The organism is Roseburia sp. AM59-24XD, assembly GCF_003478445.1.
Taxonomy (GTDB): Bacteria; Bacillota; Clostridia; order Lachnospirales; family Lachnospiraceae; genus Jutongia.
Genome location: NZ_QUET01000022.1, coordinates 1 through 21,151 on the forward strand (window position 1 = coordinate 1; position 21,151 = coordinate 21,151).

At 44.6% G+C, this 21,151-nt stretch carries 23 protein-coding genes; 1 reads left to right on the forward strand and 22 read right to left on the reverse strand.

Annotated features, from left to right (window positions below; genetic code table 11):
• Positions 1-804 precede the first annotated feature (804 nt).
• From DXA20_RS11160 to DXA20_RS11205, 10 genes are all read right to left on the reverse strand, one after another.
• Entirely contained in the window at positions 805-1,494 is a 690-nt protein-coding gene (locus tag DXA20_RS11160; protein ID WP_158577214.1) for a polysaccharide deacetylase family protein, read from the reverse strand.
• Entirely contained in the window at positions 1,466-2,188 is a 723-nt protein-coding gene (gene tsaA / locus DXA20_RS11165) for a tRNA (N6-threonylcarbamoyladenosine(37)-N6)-methyltransferase TrmO (protein WP_243100635.1), read from the reverse strand. The genes DXA20_RS11160 and tsaA overlap by 29 nt, the downstream gene beginning before the upstream one ends.
• Before the next feature lie 109 nt (positions 2,189-2,297).
• A complete protein-coding gene (locus tag DXA20_RS11170; RefSeq protein ID WP_022305857.1) occupies positions 2,298-2,534 on the reverse strand; it encodes a hypothetical protein in 237 nt (78 codons plus the stop codon).
• 141 nt (positions 2,535-2,675) lie between these two features.
• The gene (locus tag DXA20_RS11175; protein ID WP_022305856.1) at positions 2,676-3,617 is read right to left on the reverse strand and encodes an ROK family glucokinase; all 942 of its coding nucleotides are present in this window, start codon (positions 3,615-3,617) and stop codon (positions 2,676-2,678) included.
• Positions 3,618-3,667: 50 nt separating this feature from the next.
• A complete protein-coding gene (gene argJ / locus DXA20_RS11180) occupies positions 3,668-4,909 on the reverse strand; it encodes a bifunctional glutamate N-acetyltransferase/amino-acid acetyltransferase ArgJ (protein ID WP_118560926.1) in 1,242 nt (413 codons plus the stop codon).
• Between the two features lie 151 nt (positions 4,910-5,060).
• Entirely contained in the window at positions 5,061-5,930 is an 870-nt protein-coding gene (locus DXA20_RS11185; protein WP_022305854.1) for a phosphoribosylaminoimidazolesuccinocarboxamide synthase, read from the reverse strand.
• Positions 5,931-6,244: 314 nt separating this feature from the next.
• Entirely contained in the window at positions 6,245-6,850 is a 606-nt protein-coding gene (locus tag DXA20_RS11190; protein ID WP_022305853.1) for a manganese catalase family protein, read from the reverse strand.
• Between the two features lie 66 nt (positions 6,851-6,916).
• Positions 6,917-7,165 carry a spore coat protein CotJB gene (locus tag DXA20_RS11195; RefSeq protein ID WP_022305852.1) on the reverse strand — a complete coding sequence of 83 codons (249 nt, stop codon included), beginning with the start codon at positions 7,163-7,165 and terminating at the stop codon, positions 6,917-6,919.
• Positions 7,162-7,515, reverse strand: coding sequence for a spore coat associated protein CotJA (locus tag DXA20_RS17895; RefSeq protein ID WP_022305851.1), 354 nt, complete (start codon positions 7,513-7,515; stop codon positions 7,162-7,164). The genes DXA20_RS11195 and DXA20_RS17895 overlap by 4 nt, the downstream gene beginning before the upstream one ends.
• Before the next feature lie 243 nt (positions 7,516-7,758).
• Positions 7,759-7,989 carry a hypothetical protein gene (locus tag DXA20_RS11205; RefSeq protein ID WP_118560836.1) on the reverse strand — a complete coding sequence of 77 codons (231 nt, stop codon included), beginning with the start codon at positions 7,987-7,989 and terminating at the stop codon, positions 7,759-7,761.
• 370 nt (positions 7,990-8,359) lie between these two features.
• On the opposite strand from DXA20_RS11205, the gene DXA20_RS11210 reads away from it, so the two are divergent.
• Positions 8,360-9,913, forward strand: coding sequence for an Ig-like domain-containing protein (locus tag DXA20_RS11210; protein WP_158577215.1), 1,554 nt, complete (start codon positions 8,360-8,362; stop codon positions 9,911-9,913).
• Between the two features lie 113 nt (positions 9,914-10,026).
• Here DXA20_RS11210 and DXA20_RS16210 read toward each other — a convergent pair whose 3' ends face one another.
• The 12 genes from DXA20_RS16210 to DXA20_RS11270 form a co-directional block, all read right to left on the reverse strand.
• A complete protein-coding gene (locus DXA20_RS16210) occupies positions 10,027-10,170 on the reverse strand; it encodes a hypothetical protein (RefSeq protein WP_022305848.1) in 144 nt (47 codons plus the stop codon).
• Positions 10,171-10,512: 342 nt separating this feature from the next.
• Positions 10,513-10,932 (reverse strand): hypothetical protein, encoded by a 420-nt coding sequence (locus DXA20_RS11220; RefSeq protein WP_022305847.1) that lies wholly within the window; start codon positions 10,930-10,932, stop codon positions 10,513-10,515.
• Positions 10,933-11,053: 121 nt separating this feature from the next.
• A complete protein-coding gene (locus DXA20_RS11225; RefSeq protein WP_118560842.1) occupies positions 11,054-11,689 on the reverse strand; it encodes a hypothetical protein in 636 nt (211 codons plus the stop codon).
• On the reverse strand, positions 11,671-12,513 hold the full coding sequence (locus tag DXA20_RS11230; RefSeq protein WP_118560844.1) for an ATP-binding cassette domain-containing protein: 843 nt from the start codon (positions 12,511-12,513) through the stop codon (positions 11,671-11,673). The genes DXA20_RS11225 and DXA20_RS11230 overlap by 19 nt, the downstream gene beginning before the upstream one ends.
• Positions 12,514-12,525: 12 nt before the next feature.
• Positions 12,526-14,325, reverse strand: coding sequence for a DUF998 domain-containing protein (locus DXA20_RS11235; protein WP_147403745.1), 1,800 nt, complete (start codon positions 14,323-14,325; stop codon positions 12,526-12,528).
• A gap of 11 nt (positions 14,326-14,336) precedes the next feature.
• Positions 14,337-14,975 (reverse strand): ATP-binding cassette domain-containing protein, encoded by a 639-nt coding sequence (locus DXA20_RS11240; protein WP_022305842.1) that lies wholly within the window; start codon positions 14,973-14,975, stop codon positions 14,337-14,339.
• Positions 14,976-15,005: 30 nt separating this feature from the next.
• Positions 15,006-15,866: a hypothetical protein gene (locus DXA20_RS11245; protein ID WP_022305841.1), complete on the reverse strand. Its 861-nt coding sequence runs from the start codon at positions 15,864-15,866 to the stop codon at positions 15,006-15,008.
• Positions 15,859-16,752 (reverse strand): ABC transporter permease, encoded by an 894-nt coding sequence (locus DXA20_RS11250; protein ID WP_022305840.1) that lies wholly within the window; start codon positions 16,750-16,752, stop codon positions 15,859-15,861. The genes DXA20_RS11245 and DXA20_RS11250 overlap by 8 nt, the downstream gene beginning before the upstream one ends.
• Positions 16,749-18,095: a hypothetical protein gene (locus tag DXA20_RS11255; protein ID WP_118560848.1), complete on the reverse strand. Its 1,347-nt coding sequence runs from the start codon at positions 18,093-18,095 to the stop codon at positions 16,749-16,751. The genes DXA20_RS11250 and DXA20_RS11255 overlap by 4 nt, the downstream gene beginning before the upstream one ends.
• Before the next feature lie 107 nt (positions 18,096-18,202).
• On the reverse strand, positions 18,203-18,622 hold the full coding sequence (locus DXA20_RS11260; protein ID WP_022305838.1) for a hypothetical protein: 420 nt from the start codon (positions 18,620-18,622) through the stop codon (positions 18,203-18,205).
• Between the two features lie 556 nt (positions 18,623-19,178).
• Positions 19,179-20,111, reverse strand: a complete 933-nt coding sequence (locus tag DXA20_RS11265; RefSeq protein WP_158577216.1) for an Ig-like domain-containing protein — start codon at positions 20,109-20,111, stop codon at positions 19,179-19,181.
• 199 nt (positions 20,112-20,310) lie between these two features.
• Entirely contained in the window at positions 20,311-21,042 is a 732-nt protein-coding gene (locus tag DXA20_RS11270; RefSeq protein WP_022306740.1) for a LytR/AlgR family response regulator transcription factor, read from the reverse strand.
• Between the last annotated feature and the right edge of the window lie 109 nt (positions 21,043-21,151).

Here is a 21,151-nt window from a genome sequence, read left to right on the forward strand (position 1 = left end):
CTGAATCCCACCTCGGAGCGAGTACGGCAGGATGCGTTTATCAAAAATCAAAGCAGCAAAGCAATTAGACTTTTTGAAATCCGTAAGTGACAAGACAATTTTAATACCACCAGCTCACGGTTGTTCAAAAAATCAAGGCAAAAAACCAAATTAGGCTTCGGACATAAGAAATAGTATGGGCGCAATCAACTAATCGGTGTGCGAAGTTTGAGTAAATTATTTTTATTTCCATGCAACATTTCGTGATATAATACCACATATGAATAGAACATCATTTGATGAGCCAATCCTGTGTATTATCGGAAACGGAATTTCTTTCGAACCAATATCAATATTAGAATCATATAGGAGGTGATTGCAATGACAACCGGATTAACTTTAAGTGCTGTATGTATCCTTGGGCTGATCGTGATCGTTGGTGGTATCGTGATTGGTTTCCATTTCTGGGATAAGGATTGAACCGCAGAAGTCACAAGGGCAAAGCTGATGCTTTGCCCTTGTTTTGACTGCGTTACGAACAGCTTTCTAGAACAAAAGGGCAAAACCAGCGTTTTGCCCTCCAAGAATTGCTTCGCAATTCTCGTTGGCATTCCACCACGTTACGAGCATTTTCCTATGCCAGAACAAAGTGGACAAGCCCACTTTGTGCGTCACCGCACAATTGCATATGTAATCTTCCTCTGTGCGGTGATCGCATCCTCGCGGAGCTTTTTTACATTAATAGGAAACTCGTTTCCTATAATGTAAAAAAGGAGCGGAGAGACATATTGTTTCTCCGCTTTCCAGATTCAGATTGCCCAAAATTCAGATTGAACCGAACATTTCCAGGCATTCCCGGTTGGTGCCGCGGAAGATGTCATCTTGTCCCTCAAACATCCGGCAAAGCTGTTCGAGACGATCCCAATTATCCTTCACATAATATTCGTAGCTATGTCCCCAGATGTAGAATAACAGCTTCTCGCCCGGTGCAGGCTCCACATCAATAAACTTCTGCGCCAGTTCAAACAACTGCTCATCGTCGTGATGACAGGTTGCTTTTAAGAGGATCGGCTTCTCCGGTACCGCAAAGCCGTGTGTCGCTTCCACAGTGCGGCCGTAACGGATGCCGTGACGCAGCAGGTAATCGACTGTCGCCTCATCGTACGCACCATAGGCATACGCCATGCCTACCGGTCTCTGTCCATAAAGCCTTACAATGTTGTCAATGTCTGTCTGATACTCCTGATCCATCTGCTCCTCGCTCAGATCAACTGGGGCACAGTGGGTGAGTCCATGAACGGCAATCTCATGCCCCTGATAAAGATCCCCGATCGTCTCCTGATCCATCCGGTAGATTTCCTTACCGTCAATATCAAAATGGCTTTCTCTGCTCTGGATCCCTGTATTCAGGTTAAACGTACATTTCATGCCGTATCGGTTGAAGATCTCCACCAGCTTCCGGTCAGATTCTATTCCATCATCATAACTAAACGTGATCGCTTTCTGATAATTCATTACTTTCTGCTCCTTTCGCATCAATATCCTTCACATATAATATATCTTTCTGTACCACAAACCGCACTTCATGTCCGGCAAAGGTCATGCCATAGACCCGCTCCGGATCCTGCTGGTAACGCGGTCTTGGATCCTGCTCCAGCACCTTCGTCAACGCCAGAAGCTTGTCCGCAGGCAGCCCGCTTGCTGCAGCGACCTCCGATGGAAGTACCACAGAAACCATCCTTGCCTGTGTATGCCCGGTAAAACCCGCCTGAGCGTCCGGAACGCTGTCCGCATATGGAAGATATGGCTTAATATCATAAATCGGCGTCCCGTCCATCATATCCACACCTGACACCCATATCACCGGAGCCTCCGGTCCTTCCCTCTCAATCCGCTCGAGCTTCACGCAGGAGAGTGCAATCGGATTCGGACGAAACGGAGAACGTGTTGCAAACACCCCCATCCTCCGATTACCTCCCAGACGTGGCGGACGTACCGTCGGCGACCATCCCTTTCGCACCGCCTCAGAAAACTCCCACACCAACCACAAATGTGAGAAGTCCTCCATGCCGCGAACCGCATCCGCGTTACGGTACTCCGGTTCAAAAACAATCCTGCCTTGTAGCTGCGGCACAAGACCGCTCTGTCTCGGGACACCAAACTTCGATGCAAAATCCGTATGGATCCTTGCAATCCTTTTCATCTCCATACAAGTTCTCCTTTATCAAATCCCCCTAAATGCGAAAAAGGAGCCCGACACCGCTTACGCGCTTATCGAGCTCATCTCTTCATCAGCTACATCTCCGGACAGCTAATAATCAGGCACGTACCAGTTCTACCTGCCAAAATCCCTCCGTATGAGATGGTCCCTGTGTAATTTCGACTTTAAACTTATACATTGCCTCCTCCAACTTACGCTGGAACTGCACCTCGGAAAGATCTGAATCTGGCTCCTGCAAGATGATTGTGTCACCTACCTTTGCATAGCTGTACGCCGAACCTAATGTCTTAAATGTCGCCTTCCAAGTTTCCTTTTTCTTTAAAAAATCAAACACAATAATCACCTCTGCTTTCTATAAATATATGTCAGCTTCAAAATCCCGTGCCACTTATCCGCTATATAGATAGATTATAACACATTTTTCTATAAAAATAAAGGGATTCGGCTTATTTTTCACGAAAAACCGTAAAATAAATTACGATAATACCATTCGTACTGCGCCATACATGCCGGCATCGTTGCCAAGCTCCGCCAGACGGAACTGCTTGCCCTTCAGTGCAAACATAACATCCTGCTCATACTTCTCCTGTACGACATCCAGCACGATCTGTCCATTCTTGGAAACACCGCCGCCAATGACGAACGCCTGTGGATCAACCACTGCTGCCACATGGGACAATCCCTTTCCAAGATAACTTGAGAAGGTATCTACGATCTCTTTGGCAAGTGCGTCATCGTTCTTATACGCCTTAAACAGCTCCAGACCGGTGATCGGATGATCATACTGTCTGAGTTCTGACGGTGTATCTGTGCTCTCGAGCTTCTCTGCAGACATTCTGGTAATGCCGGTTGCCGAAGAATACTGCTCCAGACATCCTTTCTTGCCACAGCCGCAGGTACGTGTCTCGTGTGGATTTACAAAAAGATGACCGATCTCACCTGCCGCGCCGTTACTTCCGGTTAAGATCTTTCCATTCAGAATGATCCCACCGCCGACACCGGTTCCGAGTGTCACCATAACGATACTGTCAAAGCCTCTGCCGCCACCCTTCCACTGCTCGCCGAGTGCTGCAACATTGGCGTCATTACCGACCTTGATCTTCTCAACGCCGGTCAGCTTGCGAAGCTCATCTGCAACCGAGAAAATTCCCCAGCCGAGGTTAGCACATTTAAGCACTCTGCCGTCCTCTGTGATCGGTCCCGGCACACCCATGCCGATACCAAGAATATCTTCCTTCGCAATTGACTTCTCCTCGTTCTTATCTGCAATCGCCTTTGCAATGTCCGGCAGGATCTGCTCACCGTTATTCTCCTTACGGGTAACGATCTCCCACTTCTCGAGCATATTGCCCTCACCATCAAAAAGCCCCATTTTCACTGTTGTTCCACCAAGGTCTACCCCATAAATATACTTCATCTGTTCTTTTCCGCCTTTCCTTTATTGAACGCCAAAGCCTTCTTTGACATTTATGAGCGATAATCACCGTTTATTTTAACATAATCATAGGTCAGATCACAACCCCATGCCTTTGCTGAGCCATCACCCTGCTTTAAATCAATGTCGATGTAAATCTCATCCTCTGCCAGTACCTTTGCCGCAAATTCCTCAGAGAAATCAATACCGGCACCGTTTCTGCATACCTCAAGCGTACCCGCCGTTGACGAAAGATCCACATCCATCGTGTCAATCGCAAAGTCTGCATCTGCGTAGCCGATCGCACAAAGAACACGTCCCCAGTTTGCATCCTCTCCAAACATCGCACATTTAAAGAGAGGGGAACGAATCACGCTCTTGGCAACAATGATCGCTGTCTCCTGATCCGGAGCGCCCTTGCAGGAGCATTCTAAAAGTTTCGTTGCTCCCTCGCCGTCCTTTGCCAGCATCCGTGTCATATTCATCATGACAATATAAAGCGCCTGCTTAAATACCGCGAAGCCCTCTGCCTCCTCAGTGCTGATCGTAGCGTTGCCGGCAAGACCATTTGCCATAACACTCACCATATCATTGGTAGAGGTATCGCCGTCAATACTCAGACAGTTGTATGTGATCTTAACGATCTCATCCAGTGCCTTCTGGATCATCTGATGGGAAATTGCCACATCCGAGGTGATAAAATTCAGCGTAGTTGCCATATTCGGATGGATCATGCCGCTTCCCTTTGCCATACCACCGAGGCAGCACTTCTTACCGTCAATCTCAAACTCCACAGCAACCTCTTTCCTGACTGTGTCCGTTGTCATGATCGCTGTGGCAGCTTTCTCATGACCTGACTCACTCAGCCCGTCCACAAGCGCCTTCATGTGATCCGCAAACGGAGCAACCGGCATCAGCTGACCGATCACACCGGTCGAAGCAACAACCACCTGCGCCTCATCAATGCCAAGAGCCTCTGCTGCAAGCTTTGATGTCTCTGCTGCCACCTTCTCGCCATCGGCATTACCGGTGTTGGCATTCTTAGAGTTGACAAGGATCGCATGCGTCACTCCATTGCCAGCTGCCAGATGCTTCTTCGTCACACGGATTGGAGCACCCTTCACCTTATTCTGTGTATATACGGCCGCCGTCTCACACGGCTCCTTGCTAAACACCATACCAAGATCATTTTTATTTTTGTCCGGGTTCAGTCCGCAGTTCAGACCATTCGCCTGAAAGCCCTGTGCGGCACAAACACCGCCGTCTACGTAGCGGTAACCCTCAAATTCTGTCATATTCACAATAATCTTCCTTTCTTAAGCCCGCCTTTGGTCCAAGCCTCATTGTATTTGCTTTAGGCAGACCCACTTTAAGTTCCCCTATCCTCTCACTCGTAAGGGGCTTATCACACATTTGCGGCGATCGTGTCTTATATCCATATATCAATTACAGCTTCTCACCGGTCAGCAGCTCATATGCCTGAAGATACTTGGAAATGGTCTTCTCCACAATATCCTCTGGAAGAGTCCAGTCGTTGTCCGGATTCGCCTTGAGCCAGTCACGCGCAAACTGCTTATCAAAGGATGGCTGACCATGTCCCGGCTCATAGCCCTCTGCCGGCCAGAATCTTGAGCTGTCCGGAGTCAGCATCTCGTCACCCAGAACAATGTTACCGTTCTCATCAAGACCAAACTCAAACTTTGTATCAGCAATGATGATCCCCTTCTCCAGTGCGTAATCGGCGCACTTCTTATATAATGCGATCGTGTAATCACGAAGCTTCTGTGCATACTCCTCGCCCTTGCCCGGGAAATACTTCTCGAGATGAGCCACGCTCTGCTCATAAGAAATATTCTCATCATGATCACCGATCTCTGCCTTTGTAGATGGTGTGTAGATCGGCTCAGGAAGCTTATCGGACTCCTTCAGTCCCTCCGGCAGCTTAATGCCACAAACCGTGCCATTCTCCTGATAACTTGCCCAGCCGCTTCCGGTGATATATCCTCGAACGATACACTCGATTGGAAGCATCTCCAGCTTGCGGCACATCATGCTGTTACCGTCAAACTTCGGCTGCTGGAAGAATTCCGGCATATCCTTCACATCGACTGAGATCATGTGATTCGGCAAAATATCCTGTGTCAGATCAAACCAGAACTTTGACATCTGAGTCAATACAGTTCCCTTTTTGGTTACTTCGTTGTGAAGGATCACATCGAAACAACTGATTCGATCCGTTGCAACCATGATCAGGCTGTCTCCATTGTCATAAATCTCGCGTACCTTTCCTTCTTTCATCGGCTTTAGCTCTTTCATTTTTCCTCCAATCCCACACACCGCTCTATGTCGTCTGTGTGCGTGCATTCTGTCATTTTATTGCAGAGTTTGTCATTATCTCTTTAAGTATAATATTTTCTGGCAAAAATGCAAGTCAGGATTGGGAAAAGACGTCTTTGCGGAAAATATCACTCAAAAAAGCAGCTGTACCGGCAGACACATAATGATCCGCCGGCACGCTGCTTCTCTTTCATGCCATCGCAATATAGCGATACCGATTTTACGTTGCAATGCAAAATTCCGAAAATATTTCTCCGGTACAACAAAGATCCGATACGGATCATTCATTTACACTAACATTTCTTCTTATCAATCTGTGGATTGTATGCGTAGAAGTTCTTAGGATTTCTCTGATCCTGAATGCGGCGCAGACATTCCCCGAAACGCTGGAAATGCACGATCTCACGCATTCGCAGGAAACGGATCGGATCAGCAATTTCAGGATCCTTGATAATGCGCAGAATGTTATCGTAGGTCAGACGTGCTTTCTGCTCCGCAGCCATATTTTCGTAGAGATCTGTGATCGTGTCACCGGTACTCTGAAACTGGCTGGCACTGAACGGCTCCCCACTGGCAGCCTGCGGCCAGATTGCAAGCGTATGGTCAATATAATATTTATCAAAGCCTGATGCCTTGATCTCCTCCGGTGTCAGATCCTTCGTGAGCTGGTGGATGATCGTGGCAACAATCTCAAGGTGACCGAGCTCCTCTGTGCCGATGTCCGTCAGCGCACCGGCAACCTTGCGGTCTTCCATGGAATAGCGCTGTGAAAGATAACGAAATGCAGCCCCGGCTTCCCCATCCGGACCGCCGTACTGACTGATGATCACCATCGCCGCCTTCGGATCTGTCCTGGTAATATGAACCGGATATTCCAGTCTTTTTTCATAATTAAACATATGACAAACTCCATTCTATTTTATTAAATATGAAATTAAAATGTCAGAAACGCGAGCCGGTAAATGTCACAGCTCCCATGGCCACGGGGTTTCAACCCATGTCCAGTAATCCTTGCAGTTTACCTGATCCGCCTGAAGCGGTCCATACTTCTCGCTGTATTCCTGCACTGCCTCCTCACGCTGCTTTTTTACCATCTGATAATAACTCAGTGCTACCTTATCGCATGGGTGGGTGTCCAGATAGAGGTTTGTCTCCGTCAGAGCAAAGCTGACTTGGGAGATATATTTCAGTAATCGCATCTGATCCTTGCTCATAATCTGCCTCCTTTTGCGCAGCCCTGCGGGATGCATCCATAAAATTGCAAATTCAATTCCGGAAAGATCGTTCCATTGGCGAGACCGTCTGCCGGATCGTAGATTTTGCGCCACTGCTGCCACGGGACATAGCCGATGGCGAGAGGCATGCCGTAAAGAGGATCGGTACAGCTGTCACCGGCAGAATCATTCCGGCATTGTCCCTCTGCCGTGCGGCATGCGGCGTCCTGAGGAGTCATATTGCAGGATGGGACATTGTCCGGCATGCAGTCGCAGGATTCCGGAACGGCACGACAATTTCTGTTTCCGCGGCATCCCATATTCCCGCGGCATCCATTCATTGAGTTCATAGATATACTTCCTTTCTGCTTTTTTGAAATATCAGGAATATTTCCGTGATACTTTTAATATATGCAGGAACGAAAAATCGTTTACAGATAATTGGATGACATGAATTGTCTTGACGAAATAATTATCAAAGCGTTCGCTTGAGTAAAAAGGATCAAAATACGAAAAAGGTAACACCTCCGCTTTTATGCAAGGTGTTACCTTTTATAGCAATATATTATGTCGATTCAGCCTCCTGATACTGCCTACAAACCTAATTCTTTCAGTGCAGCCTCACTCGAAACAAATTCTTTGCAATCCGGATCATCATGTATTTCCCTCAACATCACTCTGTCCCACTCGTCAGGTGCAACAGTCTCTATATTATCCCAAGAACGTAGCGGAAAATTATGGATGATCAAATTCCACACAATCTCAGCCTCATTATCATTCATAACAGCAACCGCTCCCATAATTCGTTCCTTAATTGCTGACATATAAATACCTCATATCTTTTATAAACCAGTCCCCGACTATCAATTCTAATTATGTACAAAACAAAACCATCGTTATTAAATACTATACGATAATCTCCTACCCGCAAGCGGTAATTTTCTTCTCCCTGCAACTTTTTAACATCTCCAGCCGGAAGATGATTGGATTCATGTAAAAAACAATATAAACATTGTTTTATCAACATATAAGTTTATCCCCCTCGATGTTAATATGATCAAGAGGATATGTAATCCATGTAAAATTTTCTCATCACCCTCCATTTCCATTGACTTCCCATTTCTTTTCCCATATACTTAAATCGAAGCATTTTGACACGAAACACATGAACAAATGAAAGAAATGAGGGCATTTATGAAAAAAAGAAACAAACTTTTCCGAAACATCATCGTCTGCGCCTTGTCCGCCGCCATGGTGATTACCTCCGGCGATTTCTACGCAGCGAAGCCACAACATGCCGCAGCGGCTGACGTGATTCAGGCACTTGATTATGCCATTGTGGAAAACGTAGCGGATTTCCGCAGCTACATTGACAACGACTATCCGGCAAGCTCGCAGGATATCATTGAAACGGACTGGAGCGGAGATACACCTCTGTATGAGATCAACCTCCCATGTCCGGGTACACTTCTTGTGGCACCGATCAGCCCGGAGGGCTATGCCAAAGGCACCGTCTATATGGACCTTGCCAAAACGACTCCTGTGTTTAAGGCGGACGGCTGCGATTCCAGCCGCGACGAGATTTCTTCTTATACGATAGCCGCCGGTACATACTACTATCAGGCATCCCGCTGGAACGGAACCAATCCCCTGACAATCTCTTCCTTCATCGGCTTTATCCCGGCTAAGTCCGGTGGTCTGCGCTACACCAATGTACGCCCGGACTTTACCATTACAACCGATGTGACTGTTCCGGTCATCAGCAAGAAAGAGGATCTGACCTCCGCTGTCAACGCAGAAGCTTCCATTACGACAGACACGATCACGACTGACTGGAAGGGCTACAGTAATGTACACAGCTTCGTTGTCGAGGAAAGCGGCTGGCTGTTGGCGATGCCTCTTTGCGAAAATGACTATATCACTTGGGAGCTTTTCTCTGACACGGCGATCACATCCCGTATCTTCAAGGGAAAAACCCTCCAGAGCACGCAGGACACAATGTATAGCTGCTATCTGACACCGGGAACTTACTATTACCGTGGCAACCGCTGGAACGGAACCAATTCTCTTTCCTTTACGACATATCTTGGATTCATTCCGGATGCACCACGCTTCTCCGTAACATCCAACACACTGAATGCCGATGCTTCCGGTGCCAACGTTACCTTCCAGGGAGAAACCGGAACGATCCGTGTTATGGAGGGAGATTATGATCCATCCATTGTGATGAGCGACACATTCTGGAATACCTCCAACCGGGTAAATGTTATCAACGGCACTTCAACAACGATCAAGAAGAACGGTAAATACGTTGCCCGCCTTGAGACGGCCGATGGACTGTATGTGATGGTTCCATTCACGGTGTCCGGCGTTATCGAAAAGGTTGTTGTGATTCCAACCGCAACACCGGTGCCAACGCAGACACCGGCTTCAACACGGACACCTGTCACGACACCGACTCCGGGCAAGACAACCACCCCTTCCACAACTGCCACACCGGCGAAGAAGGTCTACAAGATCACGGTTGCCAAGAAAAAGCTGAAGATCAAGGTGAAGAAATCAAAGAAGATCAAATACACGATCACAAAGGGTTATGTCGGTCTGGTTCGTTTAAAGACCTCCAACCCTAAGGTTGCAACGGTCAACAGCAAGGGCGTTGTTACCGCCAAAAAGAAGGGAAAATGTAAGATTACACTGTCTCTGTCCAACGGTAAGAAGGTCGTTGTTCAGATCACTGTAAAAAAATAATTTCTCATACATCACTAGCACTTCAAAGGGGGTGTCCCAATATTGGACACCCCCTTATCAGACCATTTGCCGCATGATCGCGCCTTCCTCTCGCATCATACTTTAAAGCACTTCTAATTGTACAGCGAAATATTATAACGAAGCTTGCGGTAAATCTTGTAGAGGATCACACCGATCATACCAACAACCGTGCCTCCTACAAGTGCAATACCAAATGTTCCTCCAATTCCTAATAATATCATTCCTAAAATTTTCATTGATTATCAACCTTTCTTTCACTGCGTGACGCAGCTTAATAAAGGCCTGCAGCCTGTCGTGACCGCAGGCGCATCACCGGCAGCAGCCGCCGGCTTCTCCACTTCCACCGCCTGCTGCCGCATTTATTCCGTTTATATTAATTCATACCTTTATAAAATTCATACTGAAAGAAGCCCCTTTCTCCCGAAGAAGCAACTCCTCATATAAAACATTGAAATGTCCGATTCCGGACGGAAAACGGCATACTGCCGTCCTTGAAAACAGAATGATGCCGTGCCTGGCAAAAGGTATCCCTGACGGATGCCTCAGATTGCCCGATTGCATCATAGATAGGAATGATATCAGCCTTTAGAACCGTCCTGCTGATGTATGTATGCGATGATCACTGACTCACACGTCACGATCGCGCCTGCGGCATTCATTGCACGGCTCCGGAATATATTGTCCGAAGCACCACCGGCAGCCACGCCCAGCTTCACAAAGGAGCTAAGCTTTGAAAAAGTACGGTTCCTCTGACCGGATGCAGTCCGTCTGAGAACCTCGCCCGTACTGCGCAGCATCGAATCGCCAAGCTGCTCGGACGAACACATATCCTGACTGTCTGTCGGATTCTGCAAACTCTGGAATACGCCGGACGTCACAGTTTTGGACACGCCAAATTCAGGATCTGTCTTGACCTTCTCAAAACACATCCCTGAGAGGAATAAAACCACGATCAGGCAGATACTCATCCACCGCTTCATCTTATAAGTCTCTCTCATCTGTGACACCTCGTTTCGACTACATTTTATCAAATTTTAAACGTTTTGTCACGTCCCCTTTGTAACCACCCGGTTTACGCCCAAATAGATTTACCCCTTCGAAGAATTCCTTAGTTAAATATTATAAATTCCCTCTCTCCTGCATCTCCTTACCCAGGATCAGGAAAATCACACCGGTAAGGATCAATGCCGCCGGTCCGAATATATTGCCGGTCTGCAGATCCAGATTATCCACTAAAATATACGAAATCCTTCCGTTCAGGAACAGATTAAAGATCAGCATCGCCAAAAAAGAAACCGCCACCGAACGAACAAGGCATGCAATCCCATAGACCAGACACGCCGAAAAGAAGCATTGTATAAATAAACCAATAAAATCTTCCGGGTAGATATAATCCGGCCATCGATTCATGATCCACAGACATACCGGTACGATCATAATGTCATACAGCACAAAGTAAATCAGGACATCCACCCATTTATTCCTCTCATATAAGCCGAACAGTTCTCCCTCCTGCCCCATGACAGGCTCTACACAAAGCGCCGTCCACCACGCCGCCATGATCGGATAGATCAGCGCTATCTGATTCCACATGGTATCCAGCAGATGATACGTTGTCCCCGCAGACTGCAGTATGTAAATCGTAACCGGAACCAGAACATAACACACCAGAAACGGAAGATACTTTAACGGTCCCATTCCTCTCCACTGTAACGCCGTCCTGTCAAAACGGTTCATTATTTTTTCAATAAGCATATATAACCATCCTCCACTGTCGACTCCAGCGCATTTGAAACAGCTTCTCTCAGAATGACACGATGCATTTTTCTTCCCTTTTTGAGATATGTCTTCTCAATCTCACCATCAATTCCCTGTTTCACCTGTTCCTCATCCACCTCGACGATCCTTCCGGCTGCATATCTGCAAAGCTCCAGGGTATCTCCCTGATAAATAAAATTTCCATCTGCCATTACAATTGTTTTATCGCAGCTCGCCTCAACATCCTCTACGATATGCGTGGACAAGATAACAATCCTTCCGTCAGAAATATTGTCAATGACATTCTTGAACCGGTTTCGTTCCTCCGGATCCAGTCCTGATGTCGGCTCATCCAAAAGAATCACTTGCGGATCTCCCAGGATTGCCTGCGCAATTCCCACTCTTCGCACCATTCCTCCGGACAACGTCCTAATCTTTGCGTCCCTTTTGTCCTCAAGATTCGTATAGGTCAGACTCTGATCAATCTGATCCTTCCACTCTCTTCTCGAAAGCTTTTTGATATTGCAGAAATATTCCAGCATCTGATATACCGAAAGCTCCGGGTATCCGACAAACTTCTGCGGAAGATATCCGATTTTCCTGAGTCCCATTTTGCGGACATTGCTTTCATTTAAAATAATATCTCCCTTATATTGATAATACCCCGTCATACATCTCATCAGAGTTGTTTTCCCTGCTCCATTTGTGCCGAGCAGACCATAAACACCATTCTCCAGATCACAGCTGATCCCATGCAGGATTTCTTTGCGCCGGAATGATTTTCTGACCTCTTTTAACTGCAAGCTATTCCTTGTTTCCATAAACTTCCCTCATTATTCTAAAGATTCTATCCGATTATCGATACCCAGTTTAACCTCTGTATCATCCTCTGCCGGATACAGCATTCCTGTGTTTAATGTCTCAATGATATCACGTTCTCCCAGCAAAGTATCCACAATGTGATCGTTTGCAACGCACCAGTTAATATAATTATAATCCGGCGATACAATAAACGTTTTCCCTTTCATGGAATATTTCGTTTCCTGATCAATTTTGCGAAAAAGCTCTTTATATTTTGAAACATTTTCTCCCTCCGGAACATTTTCACAATCCAGACGGGAACATATCACCCGCACTCCTTCTATGTTCCTCTCCACAAGATAAGAATTTCCTATCAACGTGATGCCATCACTTCTCCCGGAAAGCTTCCATACCACAAATCCATGCTCCTTTGTTTGCGCGAGCGTCTTTAGATTCGAGGCAACCGGATATTTTCCTTTGCACCGCAGCGTCACTTTAAAATCCGTCTCCTCCGAAAATACCTCCCTTGAAAAGCAGTCGTCGCCCACGATCTTTCCTTTCAGCCCCGGATACGGATCGCCACTTTCCAAAAAGATCCTGTGCCATCCCGGCATCGGATAATATGCATAATTGGCAGGTAGCATCATTCCCTGCGTCGTTGCATAAAAGCCTTTGGTCGTACCATGATAAACAATCCGGATCGAATGCAGCTTCCCACGGGAATTATGAACCAGAAGATAATCCTCATCCTGCTCAAAAGTCAACTTCTCTCCCCGCTCATCCGTCACCTGATCAACCTGAAAAATATACTGCAGCGTGAACGGATACTCCTTTTGCGTCCCATCTGTCGGAACCACACAAGCTTCTGCCTGAAACTGATCCGTCACCGTAACATTCATATCATAACTCTCCACCTGAAAAGCCTTCTTATTCTGTCCCTTTTTCGTCAGAGAAATATCGGAATATTCCGCCTGCCGGTATCGTTCCACATACGACACAGAGTCCCATGTATTCGGAATATTCATCATAAAATAAACGGCTCCTGTCGGCTGAAAAAACAACGCCAGAAAGGTCACTGCCAACATTCCGGAAACAACACTCCAAGCCTTTCGTCCCGCCTGCTTCCACAATATGATTGCCAGCATGAAACACGCAAAAAATAACGCTCGGTAAATATGTACGTTTTCTGCCGTCAACAGATAATCCGCATCCCTGCAGATTCCACGTCTGCTTTGAAAGAAAAAGCTAAATAACGTTGTCAGTTTCCACAGAAATTCATGCTTGTCCGACATACTGCTTAACAGCGACAAAAAGCTCATATCGAAAACATAAAATGTAAGAGCGATCAACGCCAGACCATATAACCGGCTGGTAACCAGTGATATTACCCAGCCGATACATATGGCCACCAGAATCATCAGAAATATGTATATAAAGATAACCCTCACCGTGTACAGGACAAGTGCTTTACAAAGCACATCCGCCTGACTGTAACACATAATGTGAAATGCAAACAGATAAACGGAGCCCAGCAGATCCGCCCCTAATAATACAACAAACTCTTTCCCCTGCGCCCGCAGCAGTTGTCCGTTTCCAAGAAGCAGCTCCTCCATATGAAAACGTTTGATGTCGTAAAAACACTCGTATGCAATCACCAGATAAACCAGAAAAATATACGGTAAAATCTCCATCATCAGATCAATCGGTCTATTGACTTCGTTCCAGTATATTTTGGTCGTAAACAGAAAATAAGACACACAGCCCCAGAAGACAAGAAGCACTCCTGCCTTGATGGGACTTTTTAGAAATCGGATCACACTGGTTTTTATCATTTCACTCTCCACTATCTATTTGCTAATACACCCTTCTCCATTTCATAGACCGCATCACATAATACTGAGATATCCTCAGAAGAATGCGAAGCGATCAGTATCGTTTTCCCCTGCTCTCTCAGGTCGATCAGATACCGTCGCATATCCTCAACCCCGTCCTTATCAAGCCCGTTCATCGGCTCATCCAGAATCAGAATATCCGGATCCTCCATGATCGCCTGTGCCAGACCCAGCCTCTGCCGCATTCCAAGAGAATACTTTTTCACATGCCGCTTCAGTTTCGGATCAAGCCCTGTCCTCTCCATCGCCTGAATAATCTCCTCTTTGCCAATCTTGTTCCGAAGCCCCGCCAGCAGCTTAAGATTTTTGTAGCCGGAATAATACGGAATAAAGCCGGGCGTCTCAATGATGATCCCCATATTTTTCGGAAAATCCACATCCTTTCCAACTCTCTTCCCGTCCACGACCACCACTCCCCGGGTCGGTCGGATAAATCCGCATATGCATTTCATCAGCATCGTTTTACCGCTGCCGTTTCTGCCGATCAGTCCATGTATCTTTCCGGCTTCCAGAGAAACCGTCACATCGTTCAATATCGCCGTTTTGCCGATCGTAAGACTGAGCCCTCTGACCTCAATAATATCTTTCATAATGATCCATTCCTTTCCGATTACAGCTCCTTATTCCACCTGTTCGACATTAAATAATTCCATCCGATGCACTGCCCGGGCAGTAAGCACCAGCATCACACCGATAGCAATCATAAAATAAGCAAACGAACACCACACCGGCATTTTCGGCGCATTCAGAATCGTATCATAATGCAGCCAGATAATCGTATTTGCCATCGGAAACAGCCACATTGTATCCGTTTTCAATGAACATGTAACAACACCGGCAGCGATCACAAAAACTGCCACAAGAAGTCCAAGTGTCTGAACATGTTTTAATTTAAAGAAATAAATGATCAGGCAGATCAGAAACAAATATGCACACATCATACACAATGTCTGTATCACCGTCACACGCAGCGGAATCTGATTATACAGATTGGACGGCAAAAGCCGGGCAGTAAAGCTGTTTGCTTCATCCGGAAAATTTGCATTGTACTTCGTAACAACATCACTCCATCTTCCGGTAAAATCACCGCCTGTCATCAAAAGACTTCCTCCAAATACAACCCCCAGATATGTAAGAATCGTCATCATAAGGAACACAAGCTGCCCTGCAAACCAGTTAAACCGCCCTGTTCTCTGCAAGAAGAATAATGTATTACCTGTCACCTTCGGATAATCACTGATCAGTACCAGAAACACACAGGGCATAAGCATGACCAGCATTCCCGAATTGCCGATTGCAACGAACGGCTCCATCCGTTCCAGCTCCGCTCCCAGCTTTGCCGCCCGGGTCAACAGCGGTTCCACCGCAAGGATCCGCATAAACACCAGCAAAACCGGCACAATGATAACTCTCGGGTTTGTAATCCATTTGATGTATTCGCTTCTGGCAACTGCCAGAATACACTTTATACTTTTATTCACCGCAATCAACCCTCCTGCTTTGCACCACCAGATACACAATATAGAAAAACAGCACCAGCAAACCATGGTATAGCAGTACTTCTCCGATCTGACTTCCACTCCCTGCCAGATCCGTCAACTGATCCGGATCCAGAAATGCAGTCATACGCCGAAGCCATGTACTTACTTTTTCCGGATCTTCCAACATACGCCATCGTATTTTTTCGCAGGTCTGGTTGATTCCATATTTTATAAAAAACGGAATGCACATTACCAGATATTTGTTGCGGATCAGAGCTGTCATCATCATAATCGGTGCCGCCCAAAACATACCATACAAAAACATTCCGCCGACTTTAACCATAATCGTCTGAATATAATGTGTGCCCGAAATTTGTATATGTATTGCTGCCATCATTTCTTTGTATTGCGTCTGCAACTCGGGACTGTATGCGTTGATAGATGGAAATAACGCATGAACGACCAGCACAAAAATGATAAATCCAATCATGACTGCAAGTCCTCCGCATAAACAGCCTGTCATAAACCGGGATGTATAATAACAAAACCGATTCGTCCGAAACACCTCGAAACGTACCGATTTCGCTTCATGTTCATCGCAGACCAGAGGCACAAAGGCAAAGGAAGCAATGATCGGGACAAACAAAAACAGCCAGTTTCCCGCACCATTCCGGACAACCTCAAAGGAGCAGAACATTGTATCATCCAACATAAACTGCCGGTCAAAGGTCAGCAGCGAGCGGAATACAGAATACTTGTTTCCTGTAACGCCATCTTCATAAATGTATGCCGCAAAACACAGCAGACAGGTAAAGATAATACACAGATAAAAACCATATCCACTCAGAATTTTCCGAAAATCCGTTTTGATATTCCGCAGTATCATTTTCCGTTCCCTTTCCACCACTTTGTCGGTATCATGGCATACCGGTAATTTTGTCCGTCTGCCGCATCCAGATAACAGACATATGTCATTTCATCGTTTGTATTTTCCAGTGTAATCTTCCATGCCGGCGTAATCTTTGCAGACGAATGCTCCGTATCAATATATCCATTCTTTGTTCTGGCAAATTGCTGTGCATAGACAAGTTCAATCTCATTCACCTTAAATTTGATATGCTCTGTCATTTGGCTGCTGACAGATTTGATCGCACTTTCTAATGATATAATCTCCGACAGATTTGTTCTATTGACCGCATTTTCCTTCAGATAAAAGCCATCTATAATATCGACATCTTTACTTTCTACCATAAATGCGTTACCGATCAGCGAAGAATACTTGTCATATCCCAGACGTCCCTCATATTCTCCTGCTCTCATATAATCAAAAGGAATCCCCTCATACTCCTTCGTCGTTATCATATTATATCCATAGATATTTTTTGTTACACGGTATACATCCACCTCTGTCACAACTGTTTTCGCCGTCTTGTCTCCTGCACCTGGAAGACTGTTTATGTACTTTTCCAGAAATTTTACCGCATCGCAGACAGCAATTTTACGATCCTCTAACTGGTACTTCTCGGTGCTGTCCGGAGAATATGATGCAACATATTCTAAGTAAGCCGATGGATCATATCCATCCAGTCCCGGATACACTTTCTCATGCGTATCATCATTTTCAACTTTACTGCCATTGAGGGCAACTGTTTTCCCTTTATTAACCGTTCCGTACCCATACCCGATCGGATTACCAAGCTCCAGACAAACAGAGGGCTTCCACTCCGTCATGTTTTCATTCCATGTATCATCATAAATATAATAAACTCGTCCTTCTTTCCCGGAAAGAATCTGATCCTTCCAGTCCTTCACCTTATTATAATCCTGAACAAGTTCTCCCGTCTCGTCATCATACTCCAGCTTCGAACTTCCGCCACTATACAGCAGGTGATTCTCATTCATAGAATGATCCGGGAATAAATATCGAAACATTTCTCGAAACTCACTGTCATAATCTTTCATATCCACATCAAAGTTATAATCGGCAGTATATTGATATACACTCGTCTTCTTTGATGGAAGCTTCACGGAAAGTTCCTTTGAGGCCTGAAGATTCGAACAGGAATTGATCGTATCTATCACCTTGTCATCGCTGATATGCAAATCTACTGCGGATGTCTTATCTACTTGCCTCCTGCTCTCTGTTCCATGATTCTTTCCTCCACCGCAGCCGGTAAAGCAAAGGAGCACGATTACTGACAATGTCAGGTATATTGTTGTCTTCTTCATAAGCTTCCCCCTAATAATACCTATATAATTTTGTCCACCAGATCCTCATAACAATGTGAATCTGGTGGATCTTGTTATTATAAAAACTTATCCTTTATTACTTGCTATTAATTTATTGCCACAATGTTTCCTTGAGAATTGTATGTATCATTTGTTGTCGGAGTATAAGCAGACACTTTATACTGTACCGAAATGTTAGCAATCGGACTTCCCACACTTGGGTTGCAAGTAGCTTTACCTGTATTCGTTATTGTTTTCTTAGTCATAGTATAATTTTCACAGCGAATATATGTATAACCCGTTGTAGCCTTGCTATTCGTGTGAGTGCTATAATTACACGTTGCAGTTGCACCTTTTGCTCGCTGCTTAACAATAATGCTTTTTGCAACACCTTCAGAACTAGGTGCACCCGAATAATTTGCATGAGAAACCGCCCAGCTTGTCGCTCCTACATTGGCACCTCCGATCCCTAATGCTGCAATTAATGCTACCGCCAAAACACTCATAGTTTTTTTAAATTTTTTCATAATACATATCTCCCTTCAAAATAAATAACTTTAATTATAAATAAGTTGCTGTCAAATATTTTCTGGCATGAGCTGTCATATAACATCAAAACTGTCATTTTACCAGATTTAAATCTTCTTTTTACATCCCTCCATTTCTCTTTGCTCTTTTTAACTAAGCTTTTGTTTCTTCTGTGATACTTTTTGAAGCTGTTAGGAACATTCATTTCCAAAAACAAAACATAGATACCGATATTATATTGTTAATCGTTTGTTTTTCTAAACATTTACTATTCTTTCAACAGCCTTATTGATATTCTATTCCTCCTTTCTGTTTTTATGTTAACACATTTCTATTCATAAATGTCATACATCGTCTATTAGGTATCTTTTATTGACTAACTGGTTATTTTATTTTGATTTTTAGAACAATCCGTAATATAAATTTAAAGATAGAAGAAGCGCCCGAACCAGTATTTTACCGGAACGGGCGTTTCTTGGTAAGAGACTTATTTACAATCTTTTATTAAATATTTCATTCTTTGATTTTTCTGCTATGCACAATAATTCTCTGCATTTAATTCTCCGGCCAAACCAGCGATTCTACCTTAATCTTACAAACCTCTACCGTTTTTCCGTCCATTGCTGAACTCATGTCATTATGATATGTCAACTGTGTCGTTACAGTATCAATCCCCGGAAGTCTCCACGGAAGCTCCACCAAAACATACTGCGTTTCTATTACAGTTGTGACAATCCCATCTTTCGCTGTCCAATCTGCCTGCAGATTGATGACCATGTCCTGATCCTTCTGCTCTGTGGAAGTTAATGTTACATCATAACCATCGGTAACCGGCACTCCTACCAATGCAACCGTATTCTTCTGGAAATACTCATCATCCAGACTCTTTAACTTCTCTGCAACTGCCGCTACCTTATTGTTCTTTGATGCTTTGGCTTCGAGTTTCTTTGCTGCATATGCTGCTTCTGCAGTCGTATAGATCAGATCAATCGATTCCTTTGAAATATCCAGATCCGCATTCGGTGACTGTGTCGGTGTTGTCGTTGGTGCCGGTGTCTGTGTTACCTGCGGTGCTGCCGACTGTGTTGTAACCGGTGCCTGCGTTGCAACCGGCGTCTGTGTTACCTGCGGTGCCGTTGTCGTTGCCGGAGCTGTCGTTGCTTCTACCTTTTTCTTTGTCACCTTGATCACAAATTTAGCGGCAAGCTGACCCTTTTTCCCGGTTGTTCTTGCTGTGACATTGGCTTTTCCAACAGATACTGCCTTGATTTTGCCGGATTTGTTCACGGTGACAACCGATTTGTTACTGCTTTTCCATTTCACATTTTTCTTTGCGAATGATTTGCTGACCTGCAGTTTCTTCACTGCTCCAACCGTCAGTGAAATTGTCTGCTTTTTCACTTTTGCCTGTGTGGAAACCACATTAGCAGGCACGATCAGTGTTGCGATCAACGCTCCTGCGGTTACCATTGATACGATTCTTTTCATAAAGCTACCTCCTTGTTTTTCTTGTGAATGTTTCTTGCGTAAATTGTTGTTTATTTTAACACATATTTTATTACAAATGTCATACATTATCTATTCGGTCATTCTGATTGTCATATTGGTTATTTAAGCTTTTCTTAATACTGCATACTACAAAACCTCATCAAACCAAATAGACGTTTCATGATATACTTATTTCCCACTATTTATGCTTATTCCAATATTCAACCATTGTCTCCTCAACGACTTTCTTTTTTCTTCTACTGATGGACAACTCAATGTTATTGTCAAGAACCAGTTTATTCTCATTTTTCCAAACCTTTTTTATATGTTTTTTATTCACCATACATCCTCTGTATATCTCTATGAATAACTGAACCTCTTCCCCCAATTCGTTTTTTAACTGTGTTATATTCTTCCATGCTTCTATCCGTTCCTCTCTGGTATAAATAATACATTTTCTGTTTTCTAATTCAAAATACATAATATCACTGCTCTTTACTTTTTGAATTCCCTGGGTATTCTTAATAATGATATATGTTCGTCTGGAAACTGCAAGTTTTTCACACGCTGCTTGTAATGCCGGCAGCAATTCCTCATTCATATGATCCTTTCGAATATAACGAAACACTGCATACTCAAAAGATTGATACACATACTTCGTATAGGAAGTCATAAATATCACTATTGCATTCTTCTGCTCATCCCTAATTTTTTGGGCAATATCTATGCCCGATAAATTCCGCATTTTTATATCTGTCACAAATATATCGTATGGAGAGGTTTTTGCATTTAAAATTTGAAACATCTGACTTTCTTCATGACAATATTTTATATTAACATCATATTTTATCTCGCTCTGTACAGACTCAAGATATTCCTTTGTTCTCTGTAAATCTTGCAGATTATTATCCAAAAAAATTATATTAAACATTTTGTCCTCTTTAACCCTGCTGAATTATAATAATTTTGTATCTTTATAAATGATCTTTTAATTTTTCAAATCATGCCACTTTCCGAACCCCTCCCGGAAAACGGCACCT